The sequence below is a fragment of the Annamia dubia NIES-4383 genome (assembly GCF_055394725.1).
In genome coordinates this window covers 784,825-803,245 of sequence record NZ_AP025630.1, presented here as the reverse complement: position 1 = coordinate 803,245, position 18,421 = coordinate 784,825, and the positions used below count along the sequence as shown (strand labels likewise).

The window sequence follows — 18,421 nt, the reverse complement described above, 5'->3', positions numbered from 1 at the left end:
AGATAAAAGATATTTTCCCTAGAAAATTAATAGACTTATTACCATAAAAAAAGTCATCAGCTAAACCCCATTTACCTTGTAGAATAGGGCATTTTAACCAATTATATTATTAGCGATCGCCTTATTTTAACGATCGCTGATAATCATAACCCAGTCATGACCCATTTCGCCACAAGTCTATTAATTTTCAACAGAATAAGCATCCATGCCCAAACAAGAACAGACTAAATTGCGATCGCCGTAAGCATTATCAATACGGCCTACGGGTGGCCAATATTTAGCCTCTTTTGTCCATTCGGCCGGATAGGCCGCCACTTCCCGACTATAGCCATGATCCCATTCTCCACAAATTAAAGATTGAGCCGTATGGGGTGCATTTTTCAGAGGATTATCCGTTAAATCATATTCACCCTCTATCACTTTCTGAGCCTCATTATAAATAGATAACATCGCATCACAAAAACGATCCAACTCCTCTTTAGACTCACTTTCAGTAGGTTCGATCATCATTGTGCCAATCACCGGCCAAGACATGGTAGGAGCGTGAAAACCGTAATCCATCAGGCGTTTAGCAATATCATCTACTTCAATACCAGCCGCTTTTTTCAAAGGCCGTAAATCAATGATACATTCATGCGCCACAAAATCAGATTTTCCCTTATATAACACAGGATAGGCATGATCAAGACGTTTGGCCATATAATTGGCGTTTAAAATGGCAATTTTTGTGGCTTCTGTTAAGCCTTCACCCCCCATCATTTTAATATACATCCATGAAATGGGTAAAATACTGGCACTGCCCCAAGGCGCGGCCGAGATCATACCAATGGAATCAGAATTTTGATCAGTGAGATCAGTTTTTGGTAAAAATGGCTTTAAATGGGAAGCCACCCCGATGGGCCCCATACCTGGCCCACCGCCACCGTGAGGAATACAGAAAGTTTTATGTAGGTTTAAATGGCACACATCCGCGCCGAAATCTCCCGGCCGACATAGCCCCACTTGTGCATTCATATTCGCACCATCGAGATATACTTGCCCACCATTGAGATGGATAATCTCACAGATTTCTTTCACATTTTCCTCAAAAACTCCATGAGTAGAGGGATAGGTAATCATTAAAGCGGATAAAGTATTACTATATTTTTCAGCTTTAACTTTTAAATCAGTTAGATCAATATCCCCTTGAGCCTCACATTTAACACCGATTACTTTCATCCCACACATCACAGCAGAGGCGGGATTTGTGCCATGTGCTGATTCAGGAATTAAACAAATATTACGCTGAGGCTGACCATTTTTGAGGTGATACTGACGTATTACTTGCAAACCTGCATATTCACCCTGTGATCCCGCATTAGGTTGAAGTGATACGGCCGCAAAGCCCGTTATTTCCGCTAAATAGCTTTCTAACTGTTCAAATAATATTTGATAGCCCTTAGTTTGTTCAAGGGGGGCAAAGGGGTGAATTTTGCCAAATTCTGGCCAGGTAACGGGTATCATTTCCGAAGTAGAATTAAGCTTCATAGTACATGAGCCAAGGGGGATCATGGAGGTGGTTAAAGATAAATCTTTTTGCTCAAGTTGATGTAAATATCTTAATAATTCCGTTTCAGAATGATAACGATTAAAAACAGGTTCTGTTAAATATTTACTATGACGAATTAAGTTAGGGGGTAAATAATCCGTAACTTGATGTTTTAAAATATTAAAGTCAAAAGGTAAATCTTTAGACTGGGCAAAAATTTCTAATAATTCAAGTACATCTTCTTCAGTAGTAGTTTGATCTAAACTTACAGATAGATGATTTTGGTCAATATGACGTAAATTAATTTTTTGACTGTAAGCTAAATTTAAAATTGATTGAAGATGATTAGTTTCTAACTTAATGGTTACAGTATCAAAGAAATTTTTGTTAGTAATTTGATGATTTAATTTGCTTAAACCTTCTGCTAAAATTGAGGTTAATTGATGTACTTTTAAAGCAATATTTTTAACACCTTCAGCCCCATGATACACCGCATACATGGAAGCAATCACCGCTAATAATACCTGCGCGGTACAAATATTACTGGTGGCTTTTTCCCGTCTGATATGTTGTTCTCTAGTTTGTAGAGCCAATCTTAGGGCTTTATTGCCCTGACTATCTTTTGAGATGCCCACGATCCGCCCAGGAATCTGTCTTTTATATTCTTCTTTGGTGGCGAAATAGGCCGCATGGGGGCCGCCGTAGCCCAGTGGGACACCGAATCTCTGGGTATTCCCGATCGCAATATCAGCCCCCAACTCTCCGGGAGATTTTAATAAAGCTAAACTTAAAAGATCCGCCGCAATAGTGACTAAAGCCTTATGTTGATGGGCTTTTTCGATAAAATCTTGATAATCATAAATATTACCATCAGTAGCCGGATAGGGCAATAACGCCCCAAATATTTCAATCTCAAAATTAAAACTTTCATGATCCCCAATAATCAGATCAAGTTCTAAAGGCATGGCTCTAGTTTTGATCACCTCAATGACTTGTGGATGGCACTTTTGGGACACAAAATAACTCTTACTTTTCGACTTAGAAACCCCTAAACTCATCGTCATGGCTTCAGCGGCCGCCGTAGCCTCATCTAACAGGGAAGCGTTGGCTATTTCCAAGCCCGTTAACTCGATAATCATGGTTTGAAAATTTAAGAGGGCTTCTAGTCGGCCTTGGGCGATTTCCGCTTGATAGGGAGTATAGGCGGTATACCAACCCGGATTTTCTAAAATATTACGTTGAATGACCGTAGGCGTAATACAGTCATAATACCCCATGCCAAGATAATTTTTAAAAACTTGATTTTGAGAGGCTATTACTTTTAATTCTTTTAATGCTGAATATTCACTCTGAGCTTTAGGTAAATTTAAAGGTTTTTCTAAGCAAATATCAGAGGGAATTGTTAAATTAATTAATTTATCAAGGGAAGATAAACCTAAATATTTTAACATTTGCTCTTTTTCTTCACTGTTAACCCCTAAATGACGATTAAGAAAAACATCTTGAGGGAGTTCTGAAGTCGGGAGATTATTGCTCTGATTGGTTTTTGGGGTTATTTGCGTTGCCATTTTCTGATCTAAATTCAACATATTCAATGAGAATGGGTAATTAAGTCTTAATTTTGATACAATTATTATTATTTTGTAACAAAACTTAAGATTTGACAAGAGTAATTTTTTATTTATAGAAACCTTGTAGACAAAAAAATCAGGAGTTTTGAAAATTGCCTAAATTTTTATCACAAAAAATTAATTGTTTCTTTAATAAAAATTAGCTATTTAGTAATCATAAATAAATTTAGTTGTTCAAACAAAATTAATACATTTTACTTAATTTTACGGAAGCATTATATTAATTATTTTTGCCTTTAAAAACCATTTTAACCCCTGTTTTTGGGGCTAAAACTACACCCCTTCTTTGAGGTTTAACGGGTTTTGTTTCGCCTAATTCTAATTGATAATTTTTGATAATTGTAGCTAGAACTAATTTTAATTCAAACATAGCTAAAGCTTCTCCCATGCAACGGCGCACCCCCCCACCAAAGGGCATAAATTCATAAGGGGAAAATTGTTTTTCTAAAAATCTTTCAGGTTTAAATTTATGAGGTTCAGGATAAAGATCTTCCCTTTGATGTAAAAGATAAATACAACCTGCTAAAATTGCTTTTTGATCAAATTTTGTTCCCAATAATTCCACTTCAGTTTGTGGTACTCTAGGAAAAGTTAACATTGCTACGGGATGAATGCGCAAAGTTTCATAACAAACAGCCGTTAAATAAGGTAATTTTATAACAGCCATTGGATTAAAAGAATCACCTAAACTTTTTAATTCTGCTATCAATTTTTGGTAAACTTCCGGTTGTTTATGAATCCAGTATAAAGCCCACGCCATCGCCAAAGCCGTTGTATCATGGCCGGCTAATAAAAAAGAGATTAATTCATCTCTAATTGCTTGATCTGTTAAAGTTTGTCCTTGTTCATCTTTAGTTAATAATAGCAGGGTTAAAATATCTTTTTGATCCGGATTAAGTTGATTTCTTCTCTCTTTTATTTGCGCGTAAATTAACTGATCTAATTGTTTTCTTAAGTATAAAAAATAACCCCAAGGGCTAAATTTTCCTAAGTTTTTTTGTAAGAAGGGAAAAAAGAGAATACTGGCGGTTAAAGGATTATTTAAAAAGTTAAGTAATTGACAAGCATATTTAATAATTTGACCTGATTTTTCGCTTTCATGTACCCCAAAAATTATTTCCATAATCACTTGAATGGTAATTTTTTGGGTAATGGACATAGCGGTAAATTTTTGTCCAACTGTTAAACGATCTAAAATTTTTATAGTTAATTTTTCTATTAATTCCCCATAAACTTGTAAATGATCTCCATGAAAAGAAGGCATTAATAATTTTCTTTCTTTTTTGTGGCGATCGCCGTCTAATAACATCACGGAATTTTGGCCGACTAAAGGCTCTAAAATAGTATTTAAACTACCCGGAGATTCAAATAATTTGCGATCATTAGTTAAAATATATTGAATAGTAGCAGGATCATTAATAAAGATTAATTCATCACCAAAACCCGTTACATTTGCATAAAAATAATCAGGATATTCTTTAACTGCCTGTTGCAAATATCCAACAGGATTTAATACCCATTGAATTTTCTGAATCAAAGGAATAGTTGAAAGTTGATGAGGATTGTTCATAATAATGATCAATTAAACTTTTATCAGCAATAATCAATAACCAACAACTAATAACCAATAACTAATAACTAATAAGTTAATTTTGAACTAGAAAAAGCTAGGTTGATGGCGAATTAAATTTAAAAATTCTTCTCTAGTTTTTTGTTGTTCTTGAAATACCCCTAACATCGCACTCGTAACAGTCCAAGAGCCGGGTTTTTGCACCCCACGCATCACCATACACATATGGGTAGCTTCCATGACTACCGCCACACCTTGAGGATCTAAAATTTCTTGAATAGCCTCAGCGATCTGACGAGTTAATCTTTCTTGCACCTGTAAACGGCGGGAATACATTTCCACGATCCGAGCTAATTTACTTAAACCTACCACTTTTTGATTAGGAATATAAGCAACGTGCGCCCGTCCCATAAACGGTAACATATGATGTTCACACATACTAAAGAAATTAATATCTCTGACTAAAACCATTTCATTATGACCCTCATCAAAAATTGCTCCATTGACAAGGGTTTCAAGGGATTGGTTATAACCTTGAGTCATAAATAACATCGCTTCAGCCACCCGTTTGGGGGTTTTAAGTAAACCTTCCCGATCAGGATCTTCACCCACTGCATCTAACATTGTGCGTACAGCCTTCATCATTTCTTCTTTAGCTTCTTCAGAAGTTGGATGAGTTTGGGCTTTAGCACCATCATGGGTAATGCGATCTGGTAAAGGTTTAATTTTGAGGATAGACTCAGGAGGAATAATCGTAGAATTTTGATTCATTGATAATTAATAATTGAAAGTAAATAAAATAACAAAACAAATATCTATAAACTAAGATAGACATTTATCTATAGATTTGATAGATTAAGATTAAACATTAAAAGACTACCGATTCACTTTTTAGTGATCAGTAATCAGCAATCAGTTATTTAGTTATAAGTTGTTAGTTGTGAGTTACTAATACTTTACTCCTACTTCAAAGGTTTCAGCATCGGGTTTGACGTAAAAACGAATAACCCCTTACTGAAAACTGATTACTGAAAACTGATCACTGAATGGAAACAATTAACTATTCTTAGTATACCATTTGAGGTAATTGAAATTAATTATTAATTATATTTTCTTGAAATACTCCCATTTGTCTGAATTTTTGATAACGTAAATCTTTTCTTTGTTCTGGAGTCATTTGTGATAACTGTTCAAGATTTTTTAACAGATGATGTTTTAACAAGGTGGCCGCTTCTACTGGGGCGCAATGGGCGCTATTGGGTGGCTCTGGTACAATTTCATCAATAATAGCCAATTCTTTGAGATCTTTGGCGGTAATTTTTAAAGCTAAGGCCGCCTGTTCTGATTTTTGAGCGTCTTTCCATAAAATGGCGGCACAGGCTTCAGGAGTAGCTACGGTATAAACGGAATTTTCTAACATTAAAACTCGATCGCCTACCCCAATACCTAAAGCTCCTCCGGATCCACCTTCCCCGATCACGGTACAAATAATAGGTACATCAAAATCGAACATTTGACGTAAATTATAGGCGATCGCTTCACCTTGTCCCAATTCTTCCGCCTCTCTACCCGCATAAGCTCCCGGAGTATCAATAAAGGTTAAAATGGGCATTCTAAACTGATTAGCGTGTTCCATTAATCTTAAAGCTTTACGATAGCCCCCCGGCGAAGCCATGCCAAAGTTACGCGCCACATTGTCCTTCGTATCTCGTCCTTTTTGATGACCCATCATCACAACGGGATGACCGCCCAAACGTGCCACCCCCCCCACCAAGGCGGGATCATCATAGCCGCAGCGATCGCCGTGTAATTCTAGCCATTCATCCGTCATCGCTTGAATATAATCTAAAGTAGAAGGTCTACGGGGATGACGAGCCAGTTGAAGACGTTGGGAGGGAGTTAAATTACTAAAAATTTCGTGGCGTAACTGTTCATATCTCGTTTTAAGTTGAGCCAGTTGCTCAGAAACATCCACATTATTTTCCGCCGCTAGTTCCCGAATTTGGTTAATTCTTGTTTCTAGTTCAATTAAGGGCTTTTCAAACTCTAATAAAAAAGTGCGTTGTTTTGGTTTGGTCATATCTTTAATTTTAATAGTCTAAAATTATAGTATTTTTACTTTAAATAGTGATATTATCATATGGGAATGCTAAATAGATTGTAGCAAACAAGGTTAACACTTTTGCTATTTGTTATTACTTATTGGTTTTCTTAACAAAGCTTTGCATCTGTTTTAACAATTAATTAATTAAAGCTTTAAGTTAATGGTATAATCAAAGGGAGTGTCATACCCATCCTTTTTTATTAATCAAATTTTTTAGATAGTTAGAACAATGATAAAGATTGAAATTATTGCTACTGAAGATAAGAAAAATAGCCCAGAATATAAAGGTGCTGAATATCTCAAAGAAATGTTTGAAAGAGATTTTAAACCTATAGAAAATGGAAGAATTATCATTCTTCCTAGTGTTTATTGTTATGGTCAAGAAGTTAAAGATATAGATATTGTTGTAATTGGAATTTTGGATAATGTATTTAGAAACATTAAAACTAAAGTAAAAATAAAAGATCAAAATAATAAATGGAAAACAGCAGATAATTACAATGATTATAATATTTTGGACTTTGGACAAAAAATTAGATTTAATGAAGCTCACATCAGACCGAAAAAATTAAAATAAGATATTTATATTAAGAGAAATTGAATATTGTCTAATAGCATAATGTCAAATAATAAACTTTCTTTCTCAACAAGTTTGTTCTATAGATTAGAATAAATAGATAGTTTATTATTCAAAATAATATGAAAATCAAAAATAAAAATTACCAAGAAGTTGAACAATTTATTCAAGGTCGTCAACGATTATATCAAAGTCTTGGTTTAAGAAAAGATGCCTTGATGAATTTACTCGATGCTCTTAGTAGTAATCAAGATGCTAAAACAGTCGTGGAATTAAGTTTAAATCCTCTATTTAAACATAAATACCAAAGTATTTATCGAGCAATTGCTGATTTTAATAAAGCGGGAAAAAAGAAATCACAAATCACAAATAAAGCCGAAATATCTAAGATTATTTTAGAGAGTATTCCTCAAAATAATCAGCGAAAGTTTCATCTATTTGGCATTGATGTAACCCCTAATTCACGCCAGTTTTCTCCTACTGTATCTGATAAAACGTTTATTCATCAACCTAACAGTATTAAAGGCAATAAACCCATCAATATTGGTCATGCTTATTCTTGGCTTTTTACTTACCTGAAAAAATATCTAATTGTGATGCTTCTTGGACAATTCCTTTATCAGTTCAACGAGTAAAAAGCGATGAAAAAGATGTTTCTGTTGCTCATAAACAGATTAATAAAGTTTTGACAGATTCATTATTATTTAAGATAATTCTATCAGTTATTGTCGTAGATTGTCTTTATAGTCAAAAAGATTTTATTGGCAAACAAGTTCTTAATCAAGATCGACTTGTTGTCACCAGAGTTAAAAGTAATCGTGTTTTTTTTCGTCCTTTTGTCAAAGATTCTTCTGAGTTAAAAAGTGGACATCCACGTTGGTATGGTGATAAATTTGATTTAAAAGATTCAACTTCTTGGCATCCCCCTGATGATTTAATTCAAACTAATTTTACTACGAAACGTGGTAAATTATTAAATGTCAAAATTAAGGGTTGGAATAATATGTTAATGAAGGGAACAAAGGAACATAAATTGCATGATTATCCCTTTACATTATTGGAAATTACTGTTACTGATCAAGAAGGTAATTCTATTTGGAAACCAATGTGGTTAATTGCCATTGGTAAACGCCGTAACGAATTAACTTTGCTTGAAATTTATCAATCTTATCGTCAACGTTTTGACTTGGAACACTTTTTTCGATTTGGCAAACAAAGATTATTAATGAACGACTATTTAACCTCTCATACAAGTTATGAAGAAAACTGGATGAACCTAATTTTAATTGCTTATATTCAATTGTGGAATGCAAGGAATTTAGCTGTTTGCTTACCCCGCCCTTGGGAGAAATATTTGCCTAATTTTCGTGAGAGTAAGATTACCCCAGTGCTGTTCAGAGAGACTTTTATAGAATTATTAGCACCATTGAGATCAATTCTAATTTTCCCAAACCCCGTGGTTATTCTTCTGGACGGAAAAAAGGTGAAATACAAGTGAAAAGACCACGTTATCAGGTTATAAAAAAGAATCAAAAATGTCAACAAAATAGCTAAATTGCTGTTAGAAACGACTGTTAATTAATCTTTTTTCCCCTAAAATTATTTTAGGTTAGTTTTACTTTGTCTATTTTTTTATCTTCTATTTTAACCTCTACCAATTTCTTTTTGTCCAAAGTCCAATGATTTAAGAAGAATGGTTGCATTAGCTCAAGTTGAAACAGGTATAGGGAAAAAAGCAATCAATATTAGAACTATACATAAATTTATTCGTGTTTTAATGATTGGTTTTGGTATTCTTAACGATAGAAATAAGGATGATTTTCTTGATAAATATGGTGAATTTAAGACAGAGTTAATTAATTATATTAAAAATGAATTAATTACTAAATCAGATATTCAAGATTTGATGAAAAGTCGTCATCATGAAGTAGTTTGGGATACCATATTAATTGATGAAGGTCAGGATTTTCCCGAAGATGAAAAAGAAATTTTATTTACTATTTTTGATCCAAAACAATTTATTATTGCGGATGGAGTTGATCAACTTATTAGAAGTCAGAAAAAACTTCACTGGACAAAAAATACTGATCATCATCAACCTATTATTTCAGAAAAAAGATCGTTAAGACAAGAACCTAACTTATGTAATTTTGTAAAAAAATATGCCGATCAAATAAAACTAAAATGGGATATTAAATCAGAAGGACAGTTATTGGGGGGTAGAGTTATTATTTTACCTATGTCAAAATATAATCAAGAATTTTATCATCAAATATTTAAAGAATGTAAAAAAGATGGAAATCAAGCTTATGAAATGTTATTTTTAGCGCCTCCAAGTTTAGTTTATAGAGAATACTATCCCTATACAAATCAAGAAATTAAAGAGAAAAGATACTTTAAATTAAGAGAAAAATGGTCTAAATGGGGTATTCAATTATGGGATGGTACAAATGAAAATACGAGAGATGATTACCCAAAACGTATTGATGAACATAGAGTTGTACAATATGATTCATGTCGAGGTTTAGAAGGTTGGACAACAGTTTGTCTTTGTATGGATCAATTTTTTGAACATAAATGTGATCCAAAATATAACCCTTTGCTTATGCCATCAGATAATGATCAATTAACATTAGGTTTATATAGTAAAGAAGAAAAACAAAAATTAGAGGAAAAAGAAAGAAGAAAAAATGCTTTTTTATGGACAATGATTCCTTTAACAAGAGCAATTGATACTTTAGTTATTACACTTGAAAATCCTCAATCAGAATATGCTTTAATTTTAAAAGAAGTTGCTGATCAATGTTCTGATTTTGTTGAGTGGATTGATTAAGATTAAGGAGTTTTAAGGATAACAACAATTAATCTAACAAAAAATAAATCAAATATTAATGAAATTTTTTCCTTGAAATTTATCAATAAAATTGGACAACCCTATTATAACAAGAATAGCTTTATCATTAAAAATATTAAAGTGGGCAAATTTAGTATTTTTAATTATAAAAATAATGATTAAAAATTAATTATTTGCCCAAGGTACAAACTTATATATTCTTATTATCTCATGGTGACAAATTCCTCGGCCGCACTGGGATGGATGCCCACTGTAGCATCAAAATCGGCTTTTTTCGCTCCCATTTTCACTGCGATCGCTACCCCTTGGATAATTTCGGCGGCGTGATCCCCCACCATGTGCGCCCCTAATACCTGATCTGTTTCAGAATGTACTACTAATTTCATCATAGTTTTATTTTCTTTTTCAGGTAAAACGTAGTACATCGGACGGAATTTAGTACGATAAATTTTAATTTGATCTCCGTATTTTTCTCTTGCTTGAGCTTCCGTTAAGCCCACTGTAGCCGCTTCAGGATTGGTGAAGACAGCACTGGGAACATTCTCATGGCTCATTATACGGGGTTTATTGCCAAACTCAGTATCTGCAAACGCTCGACCCTCATTAATGGCCACGGGAGTTAAATTGATGCGATCGGTGCAATCACCCACAGCGTAAATATTTTCCACCGAGGTGCGACTGTGCTGATCCACTACCACCACACCTTTTTCCACTTTTACCCCTACCGCCTCTAAATTTAAGCCGTTTAGCTTAGGTTTGCGCCCTAAGGCCGCTAAGGCCACAGCATCAGCCATCACCACATCTTCAGCCCCATCTAAGCTAATTTTAAAGCCTTCTGCCGTTTTTTCGATCGCTGTGGGTTGATGACCTTTTAAGAGTTTAATATGATGTTTTTCCATGCCTTCTTCAACTGTTAACCTTAAATCTTCATCAAAACCCCTTAAAATATGATCGGCTCGGAAAATTTGAGTCACTTCAGAGCCTAAACCCCTCATAATACAGGCAAATTCACAGGCGATAAAACCGCTACCCAAAATCACTACTTGCTTAGGCTGTTCAGGCAATTCAAACATTTGATCGGAGATTAAAGCGTGTTCAATTCCGGGAATAGAAGGTTTAGTAGGCTCACCACCCACAGCAATTAAAATTTTATCGGCGGTAACAGAGGTTTCTCCCACTTTCACCGTGTGAGTATCTACAAAACTGGCAAAACCTTGGAAAACTTCAACCTTAGAATTACTTAGCATCCTTTCATAGATGCCATTTAACCGTTTAACTTCATTATTAACGGCGGTAATCATTTTTGACCAGTCAAGAGTGCTTTGAACCTCACTCCAACCATAACCCACCGCTTCTCGGAATAATTCAGGAAAATGTGAGGCATAAACCATTAATTTTTTAGGAATACAACCTCGATTAACACAAGTTCCTCCTAAACTGCTAAACTCAGCAATACCAACTTTAGCGCCGTATTCCGCAGCCCTTCTGGCCGTGGCAATACCACCTGATCCCGCACCGATCACAAATAAATCAAAATCGTAACTCATGTTTAATCCTAATTAATTAATAAATTTTTTTTAGTTAATTTTAATCTTAGCAAATTTTTAGCTGAAAATTAATAGTAATAATTTTAAAGAGAAGATAAAGAACGGATTTCTTCAAGAGATAAACCCGTAGTATTACTAATAGTTTGCTCATCTAAAATTCCTAATAATTGACGAGCAATTTCTTTTGCTTTTTCTTCTTTGCCTTCAGCTAAACCTTCTTTTTTTGATTTGATCATAAATGCTTGTTGATCGAGAATAAATAATTCTCTTTTTTGCAAATCTTCTAATTCTTCTCTGCTTAAATTAGCACGACTGGCAATATTAAAAGCTTTATGAAATTCAGGAATTTCATCCATATTTTCAGGGATTATTTCGATATGATCAGCATTTTTCATAAAGTAAATCCACTTATCTGTTAAGGATTTAATTTGCTCAATTGTTGCCTTAAATTTAGGCAATTCAACAAAGATTAAATCTAAATGATTTTCAGGATAAATGAAATTTGCTTCCAACTCTTTAAAAGCAAAATGGTTAATAAATTTTTCCGTTTCAGGAAACATGATAAAATCCGTAATTGTTAAAGCAATTACAGGTTTTAATGCCCAATAACCTTGACCCGCATCTAATTGTAAAGAGTAAGCTTTAGAGGCATTATATAACACTCTTTTGCCAAAAGATTCTACATTTAAAACCTGCATTTCAATAATGACTAAAGAGCCATCTTTTAATTTTGCTTTAACATCAAGATAGGTGTCTTTTAAACCAATCACTTGAGGTATTTGATAGGGATCAAGTATTTCTAAATCCTCAATTGTTGATTCACCATTATAAATTAAAGCATTGAGAAAACTAATTAAAATATCTTTGCTATCAGGTGAACCAAAGATTTTTTTAAAAGCAAAATCTGTTTTTGGGCTGATAAATCGCATCTGATTGACCTACAACTAATTTGCTCATTAATTTTGATTAATTTATGATAACATAAATTATTGTTGATTGTTTGATCGCCAGTTAACTTGATCAATTTTATAATTCTATTATATCATAGATATTAATAATTAATTTTTGCAAAATTTTACTTTTATGACTTATACTCAAACAGCACAAGATCTTTTTCGTATAGCTTACGAAAATCGTTATACTTGGGATGAGAATTTTCCCGGATATACCGCCGATTTAAAATTAACTCAAGGGGAGGAAATTTACACCGGAAAAATTAAAGTTAAGGCTGATTTTTCCACAGAAGTAACGGGTATTGATGATGAAAAAATTACCGAAAGTGTCACATATCAATTAAAAGATATTGTTACCCATCGTCAAAGAAATTCTTTTGAAAAAACCCATGGGAAAAATAGCTTTTCTTTCGGAGAAAAAGATGAAACTGGAGCGATTGAAATTCTAGTTTCTGGTAATGCAATGGGATCAAAATATAAGGTTAGAGAAAAAGAAATTTGTCAAGTTTATCGAGTGATGGGTGCAATGGCTTTTTATATTAATACTCATTCAATTTTTGAGACAGAAGAAGGCTATGTTCCTATTACTTATGATGCGGTTTTTCTTGATGCTAAAACTCAAGAAGTAAAAGGGGAAAGAAAATTTCAAGAAGGTTATACAAAAATTGGTAATTATTATTTACCTTCGGTGCAAAAAATTGAATCTATTGATCAAAATCAAGAAAATATTACCACAATTTTTGAATTTTCTAATTTTGAATTAATGTAGTTTGATAACTTATTAAACTTTACTAAATATGGGGTGGTCAATCTAAATTATTGAGGAAATAAATAGTCATCAAAAATTTAAACATATTGCCCACCCTACTAAATTTAGTTGAGTTTTTTAGCCTAATTTTTAAAGCTTTTTATTGATAACGATTAATTTCTTGTTGTAGCCAAGAATCAACTTCTGTCCCATCTTTGCGCTTTAATTCTATATAAATATTAAAACTTAAATTAGTCTCAGGAATAGGTGATTGACGATGGAAAATTATTTCATAATCTTTAGGATCTTCTTTTCTTTCCCTCAGCCAGTCATTAACTTTTTCAATCGCAAAAAAAGATTGACCACTTTCAAACATTCTCGTGATCTGCATTTGTAAAGTATAAGGATTAAATTTAGCCATAATTTGTTATTTGTTAATTATTTATTCCGATTTTATCTAACACAGATTTAGTCGCAACAACATGACGATCTAAACCTAATGCTTCTGGTTTAATTCCTAATGCTAATGATATTAATTGAGGCAAATGTAACACAGGTAAATTTAATTTTTCACCCAATATTTTCTCTATTTCCGGTTGACGAGAATCTAAGTTTAAATGACATAATGGGCAGGGGGTTACTAAACAGTCAACCCCTGCGGCGATCGCACTTTTAAGATTATTTCCGGCCATCAAAAAAGCCTCTTTCGTGGCATAACTGGAAATAGGCCAACCACAACATTTAATTCTGCCCTCATATTCCACCGGAGTTGCCCCGATCGCACTAAAAACATTCTCCATCGAAGTGGGGGCAAAAGGATCATCAAAAGATAAATTTTTCTGCCCTCTCAATAAATAACAACCATAAAAAGCCCCACATTTCAAACCTTTTAAGGGTTTTGTTACCCTTTGGCGCAAATTTTCTAAACCGTAATCGGCCACTAACGCCCATAATAAATGTTTTACTTCCGTTGTCCCTTGATAAGGTGAACAATTCTCTTTTTTCAAGAAATTATTTACTTTTTCTAAGTATAAAGAGTCGTTAAGTTTCGCTTCTTTTAATCTTTCATCAACATGACCGATCACCCCTTGACAAGTACTACAGTGGGTTAAAAGCGGTAAATTTAAAGACTCAGCTAAAGCAATATTTCGAGCATTGACAGTATCCTCTAAAAGCTGTGAATCCTCTTTAAAAGTACCCGAACCACAACAGGAAGCCTTTTTCAGTTCAATTAATTCAATTCCTAAAGCCTTGGTTAAAGCCTCAGTAGACTGATAAAGTTCTCTGGCCGCACCTTGAGCCACACAGCCCGGAAAATAAGCATATTTGAGAGGTTGAGATAACATAATTAATGATAGTTAAAAGTCAATTAAAGGTTAATTTTGGGTAGGAGATTCAAGAAAAATAATCCTTCTTTGTTGAGGATCAACACGGGGATTCTGTTCTTGCATCACTTTTTTACTTTGGCGGGGATCAAAATTACGTCTAAAATTTTCCCTAAGTTGATTAACTCTTTGCTCAGTTTCTTCCACTTCAATATTAATTTCCTTTAACTTTGTTTGTTGAGAAAATTGATAAGGTAACAATTTAACTAAAGTAATCAAAGCCGAGGCAGATAACAAAATATTAACCACAATTTTAATCGTTAATTCTATGGCAACAACTCCATTAGAGTAACGCTGAGGCCTTGGCTGAGTTCGTTTTCGCCGTTTTGGTTTTCTTTGATCAGTAGGGGTTTCTAAACTTTTTTGCAGTGCATTCATAAGATTATCATATAATTCATTAGAAGATAAAAGATTGAAGTCTAATTGATAAAAATTTAATCATCAATTATTAATCTAAATTGTCATTCTAAAAAAAATTATTAATACAAATTTTCTAGTCCAAACATTTAGATAACTAAAGATAATTTACAACAAAATTTTAAATTTATCTGTATTTTTTCATCTTTTTTGTAGTTGCTCTGATCAATGGCAAGTTAATTATAGCACCTTGTTTTTATTTCAACCAAAAAAAACGGGGCTAAATTGACCGATTAAGTCAAAAAGCCCAATTAAAGTAAAACAAAAATACTCTTTTAATCAAAAATTGAGAGAGTAAAAATGATCTACTTATAAAGTTCTGTGCCTAAGCGTAAAGCCAAAACAGCAGGTACTAAAGCAAGTAATAACGCTACGATAACTTGACCGTTACTTAACATTGGTGTTAACTCCTGAATTAAAAAAAGTTTTATTCTTTAAGAATGCAATATTATGACATTTTATGACATAAATTGTTACAAGATTTAAAATTTGTTTTAACTAATACAAAAATATTACTTGGTAGAATTGCCATTTTTTAAACTATAAATATTAATATCATTTAGAAAATTTGTTACTTTATTTTACTTAATTATTCTATTAATTCTATAACATACAGGTGATCGCCTTGGGTGAGGCTAGACGATCGCCGACTTTTAGATATTTTCTGAAGATCAGTCCTAAGATCAGATAAGATGAATGTTTAAATATCAAAATAAAATCAAAGTTCTAGTTTCATTAACTAGATTTTTATAAGATTAGGAGTAAATTTAACATGAGCGAAGAAACTACCACCGAACCCAAATCAGAAGTTATGGCTTTATCTGTGCCGAGTGGGGGGCAAAAAACTACAACCATTAAATTAGCTAATCTGTTTGGCAATCGTCCGATCGAGGCTAGTAATCTGGTGGTTTTAAGCACTTTTGGCTTTAATCGTCCCATTTTAGCTAGTGACATGAAGGTCAGTAGTACAATTACTCTATCAGGTAATCGTCCCATCGCCGTAAGTCATCTCCAAATTAGTGAAACTTGCACTGTGATCGGTAATCGCCCTGTGGCTTCTAATGATATTGATGATAGTGCTATTTTAATGGGCTATCTTGATTAAATTAAACTAGCCCTCACCCCCTAACCCCTTCTCCCAAGAGGCGAGGGGGGATAAGGGGTGAGGGCAAAATTTAACAATTCAAATTTCCATTAGGATCTGTAACATTTAAGCAGATTTGTTTGATGTGAACTGCTAAGGTTATTAATTTAAAAATTTAGATCTATACATTATTACCGATGACTTCCAAGACAGCAACATTTAGAACAATCCGCCCTTTTGCCGCCTGTGCCATTCATGGCATCGCTTTTCATAACAATCTGCTTTATGCGATCGATGCGATCAATGGTTATTTATTGCAAATTGATCCCCTCACCGATCAGACTAAAATTATTAATAGTCAATCATGGTCAGAGTTTATCGGAGCAACGGGTTTGGCGATCGCTGATGAGATTTTATGGTTTACCACCGATGAGAGTGTTTATTATTGTGATCTAAAAGCAGAAAATTTTACCCCTCAACTATTTACCCGTTTATCAGATAACGCTAACGGGATCGCCGTTTATCAGTCTACAGTTTATGTGAGTTGTCATCGTAGAGGCTATATTTATATTTTTAATAAGGATACCCAAAGAGAAATTACCCATTTTTATGCCCCCGGCATCGGTATTGAAAATTTGACCGTTAGGGATGAGCAATTATGGGTATGTGATACCCTTGAACAAACGGTATATTGTTTAGATCGTGCCACCGGAGATAAAGTTTTCAGTGTTTTAACCCCCTTTCCTAACCCTTCTGGCTTAAGTTTTTATACGGATCCAGCAACGGGAAAAGAGGTTTTATATATAGCTTATGCTAATATTGACCCTTATATTAGAGATAATCCGAATATTGAGCCAAATCATGAGATTCAATACCGAGATCGCACCTTTATTCATCCCCTTTATTTTCATTATTATGAGCAGGAAAGATATGCCCTTTCTAATGGTTATTTAATCGAAATGTCTTATATAGAGGAACTTTCCCCCCTTGATCAAGTGGCATTGAATAATTTAGAATGGCGCATCGCTTTACCTGCTCAAACTCAACGTCAAAAAATCAGAGATATTCAGGCGATCGGGCTACCCTTTACGGAAGAAATACAAAACGGGCAAAGAGTTGCCGTCTTTAAGTTTGATCATCTTACTTCAAAAGATCGCCATGTGTTCGGCTGGAAAGCAATTTTAGAAGTTTGGGGAATTAAATATCAATTAACCCCTAAAGATTGTGAGACTTTACCATCAAATGATCCGGTTATGGATGAATTATTTAAAGTTCATTACCTCATGGATAATGATAATTTAGCTATGAATACCGATATTATTATGAGGGCGGCCTTAGATGCACCAGGCCGTGAAACGAATATTTTACGAAAAATGTATAGTATTCGCAATTATGTTTACGATCGCCTCTCCTACGGGATTAAACCTACCATTGATACACCGGATATAGCTCTGAAAAGGGGGGTGGGATCCTGTGGTGAATATTTAGGAGTATTATTAGCCCTTTCCCGTTTAAATGAAATTCCCTCCCGCACCGTTGGCCGTTATAAATGCCCCGCTCACCCCCATTCCAGAGAGGAGGAGTTGATCCCAGACTTTAATCATGTGTGGATGGAGTTTTATGTGCCGGGCTTCGGTTGGTTGCCGATGGAATCTAATCCTGATGATATTATGGAGGGTGGCCCCTATCCCACAAGGTTTTTTATGGGTTTAGCGTGGTATCATGCTGAAATGGGTAAGGGCATCGCTTTTGAAACTTTAAGTAGTGAGGGCAAACCCATTCCCAAAGAACAAGTCTCGATCGGTTCATTAGCAATTAATCATGTTCGGTTTAGAATTTTATCAGAACTTGAACCTGTTTAAATTTTAATACTTTAACGGGTAGCTGTGAATAATTAACTCGCAATGAAATTAATTTCATTGCTAACAAAACTCGTTCAATAAATTGAACTAAATTAATATTAAAATTGATTAATTTTTTTTAAAGTTTTAATATTTTAACGTCAAAAACAAGCTTAAAATTT

15 protein-coding genes and 1 pseudogene are annotated in these 18,421 nt (G+C 33.9%); 6 read left to right on the top strand and 10 right to left on the bottom strand.

Translation table 11 applies throughout. The annotated features are described in order from the left end of the window. Positions 1-180: 180 nt before the first annotated feature. The 4 genes from gcvP to accA form a co-directional block, all read right to left on the bottom strand. A complete protein-coding gene (gene gcvP, locus Anndu_RS03745) occupies positions 181-3,117 on the bottom strand; it encodes an aminomethyl-transferring glycine dehydrogenase (RefSeq protein ID WP_464103082.1) in 2,937 nt (978 codons plus the stop codon). 262 nt (positions 3,118-3,379) lie between these two features. Then, a complete protein-coding gene (locus Anndu_RS03740; RefSeq protein WP_464103081.1) occupies positions 3,380-4,729 on the bottom strand; it encodes a cytochrome P450 in 1,350 nt (449 codons plus the stop codon). 87 nt (positions 4,730-4,816) lie between these two features. Then, positions 4,817-5,500 carry a GTP cyclohydrolase I FolE gene (gene folE / locus Anndu_RS03735; protein WP_464103080.1) on the bottom strand — a complete coding sequence of 228 codons (684 nt, stop codon included), beginning with the start codon at positions 5,498-5,500 and terminating at the stop codon, positions 4,817-4,819. 322 nt (positions 5,501-5,822) lie between these two features. Continuing rightward, positions 5,823-6,809, bottom strand: coding sequence for an acetyl-CoA carboxylase carboxyl transferase subunit alpha (gene accA / locus Anndu_RS03730; RefSeq protein WP_464103079.1), 987 nt, complete (start codon positions 6,807-6,809; stop codon positions 5,823-5,825). A gap of 253 nt (positions 6,810-7,062) precedes the next feature. Here accA and Anndu_RS03725 point away from each other — a divergent pair, with 253 nt between their 5' ends. From Anndu_RS03725 to Anndu_RS03715, 3 genes and pseudogenes are all read left to right on the top strand, one after another. Further along, positions 7,063-7,410 (top strand): hypothetical protein, encoded by a 348-nt coding sequence (locus tag Anndu_RS03725; RefSeq protein ID WP_464103078.1) that lies wholly within the window; start codon positions 7,063-7,065, stop codon positions 7,408-7,410. Between the two features lie 122 nt (positions 7,411-7,532). Then, positions 7,533-8,964, top strand: a pseudogene (locus Anndu_RS03720) (NF041680 family putative transposase). Between the two features lie 139 nt (positions 8,965-9,103). Beyond that, positions 9,104-10,243, top strand: a complete 1,140-nt coding sequence (locus Anndu_RS03715) for a hypothetical protein (RefSeq protein WP_464103077.1) — start codon at positions 9,104-9,106, stop codon at positions 10,241-10,243. Between the two features lie 224 nt (positions 10,244-10,467). Here Anndu_RS03715 and gor read toward each other — a convergent pair whose 3' ends face one another. Both gor and Anndu_RS03705 read right to left on the bottom strand, forming a co-directional pair. Next, on the bottom strand, positions 10,468-11,811 hold the full coding sequence (gene gor, locus Anndu_RS03710; protein WP_464103076.1) for a glutathione-disulfide reductase: 1,344 nt from the start codon (positions 11,809-11,811) through the stop codon (positions 10,468-10,470). 83 nt (positions 11,812-11,894) lie between these two features. Then, positions 11,895-12,740, bottom strand: coding sequence for an Rpn family recombination-promoting nuclease/putative transposase (locus Anndu_RS03705; RefSeq protein ID WP_464103075.1), 846 nt, complete (start codon positions 12,738-12,740; stop codon positions 11,895-11,897). A gap of 154 nt (positions 12,741-12,894) precedes the next feature. Here Anndu_RS03705 and Anndu_RS03700 point away from each other — a divergent pair, with 154 nt between their 5' ends. Then, positions 12,895-13,533 (top strand): DUF3386 domain-containing protein, encoded by a 639-nt coding sequence (locus Anndu_RS03700; protein ID WP_464103074.1) that lies wholly within the window; start codon positions 12,895-12,897, stop codon positions 13,531-13,533. 139 nt (positions 13,534-13,672) lie between these two features. Here the strand turns inward: Anndu_RS03700 and Anndu_RS03695 are convergent, their stop codons facing one another. The 4 genes from Anndu_RS03695 to psaM all read right to left on the bottom strand — a co-directional run bounded on the left by Anndu_RS03695 (position 13,673) and on the right by psaM (position 15,712). Then, positions 13,673-13,933, bottom strand: a complete 261-nt coding sequence (locus Anndu_RS03695) for a hypothetical protein (RefSeq protein WP_464103073.1) — start codon at positions 13,931-13,933, stop codon at positions 13,673-13,675. 13 nt (positions 13,934-13,946) lie between these two features. Beyond that, a complete protein-coding gene (locus Anndu_RS03690; protein ID WP_464103072.1) occupies positions 13,947-14,858 on the bottom strand; it encodes a CoB--CoM heterodisulfide reductase iron-sulfur subunit B family protein in 912 nt (303 codons plus the stop codon). Between the two features lie 30 nt (positions 14,859-14,888). Continuing rightward, on the bottom strand, positions 14,889-15,275 hold the full coding sequence (locus tag Anndu_RS03685) for a slr1601 family putative cell division protein (RefSeq protein WP_464103071.1): 387 nt from the start codon (positions 15,273-15,275) through the stop codon (positions 14,889-14,891). Between the two features lie 344 nt (positions 15,276-15,619). Further along, the gene (psaM, locus tag Anndu_RS03680; RefSeq protein ID WP_464103070.1) at positions 15,620-15,712 is read right to left on the bottom strand and encodes a photosystem I reaction center subunit XII; all 93 of its coding nucleotides are present in this window, start codon (positions 15,710-15,712) and stop codon (positions 15,620-15,622) included. Positions 15,713-16,086: 374 nt separating this feature from the next. On the opposite strand from psaM, the gene Anndu_RS03675 reads away from it, so the two are divergent. Both Anndu_RS03675 and Anndu_RS03670 read left to right on the top strand, forming a co-directional pair. Next, on the top strand, positions 16,087-16,419 hold the full coding sequence (locus Anndu_RS03675; RefSeq protein WP_464103069.1) for a hypothetical protein: 333 nt from the start codon (positions 16,087-16,089) through the stop codon (positions 16,417-16,419). Between the two features lie 176 nt (positions 16,420-16,595). Further along, positions 16,596-18,260 (top strand): transglutaminase domain-containing protein, encoded by a 1,665-nt coding sequence (locus Anndu_RS03670; protein ID WP_464103068.1) that lies wholly within the window; start codon positions 16,596-16,598, stop codon positions 18,258-18,260. Positions 18,261-18,421: the final 161 nt, after the last annotated feature.

Bases quoted from the DNA above. Each gene is read 5' to 3' on its own strand.
- gcvP (WP_464103082.1), bottom strand. From the start codon at position 3,117: ATGTTGAATTTAGATCAGAAAATGGCAACGCAAATAACCCCAAAAACC.
- Anndu_RS03740 (WP_464103081.1), bottom strand. From the start codon at position 4,729: ATGAACAATCCTCATCAACTTTCAACTATTCCTTTGATTCAGAAAATT.
- folE (WP_464103080.1), bottom strand. From the start codon at position 5,500: ATGAATCAAAATTCTACGATTATTCCTCCTGAGTCTATCCTCAAAATT.
- accA (WP_464103079.1), bottom strand. From the start codon at position 6,809: ATGACCAAACCAAAACAACGCACTTTTTTATTAGAGTTTGAAAAGCCC.
- Anndu_RS03725 (WP_464103078.1), top strand. From the start codon at position 7,063: ATGATAAAGATTGAAATTATTGCTACTGAAGATAAGAAAAATAGCCCA.
- Anndu_RS03715 (WP_464103077.1), top strand. From the start codon at position 9,104: ATGGTTGCATTAGCTCAAGTTGAAACAGGTATAGGGAAAAAAGCAATC.
- gor (WP_464103076.1), bottom strand. From the start codon at position 11,811: ATGAGTTACGATTTTGATTTATTTGTGATCGGTGCGGGATCAGGTGGT.
- Anndu_RS03705 (WP_464103075.1), bottom strand. From the start codon at position 12,740: ATGCGATTTATCAGCCCAAAAACAGATTTTGCTTTTAAAAAAATCTTT.
- Anndu_RS03700 (WP_464103074.1), top strand. From the start codon at position 12,895: ATGACTTATACTCAAACAGCACAAGATCTTTTTCGTATAGCTTACGAA.
- Anndu_RS03695 (WP_464103073.1), bottom strand. From the start codon at position 13,933: ATGGCTAAATTTAATCCTTATACTTTACAAATGCAGATCACGAGAATG.
- Anndu_RS03690 (WP_464103072.1), bottom strand. From the start codon at position 14,858: ATGTTATCTCAACCTCTCAAATATGCTTATTTTCCGGGCTGTGTGGCT.
- Anndu_RS03685 (WP_464103071.1), bottom strand. From the start codon at position 15,275: ATGAATGCACTGCAAAAAAGTTTAGAAACCCCTACTGATCAAAGAAAA.
- psaM (WP_464103070.1), bottom strand. From the start codon at position 15,712: ATGTTAAGTAACGGTCAAGTTATCGTAGCGTTATTACTTGCTTTAGTA.
- Anndu_RS03675 (WP_464103069.1), top strand. From the start codon at position 16,087: ATGAGCGAAGAAACTACCACCGAACCCAAATCAGAAGTTATGGCTTTA.
- Anndu_RS03670 (WP_464103068.1), top strand. From the start codon at position 16,596: ATGACTTCCAAGACAGCAACATTTAGAACAATCCGCCCTTTTGCCGCC.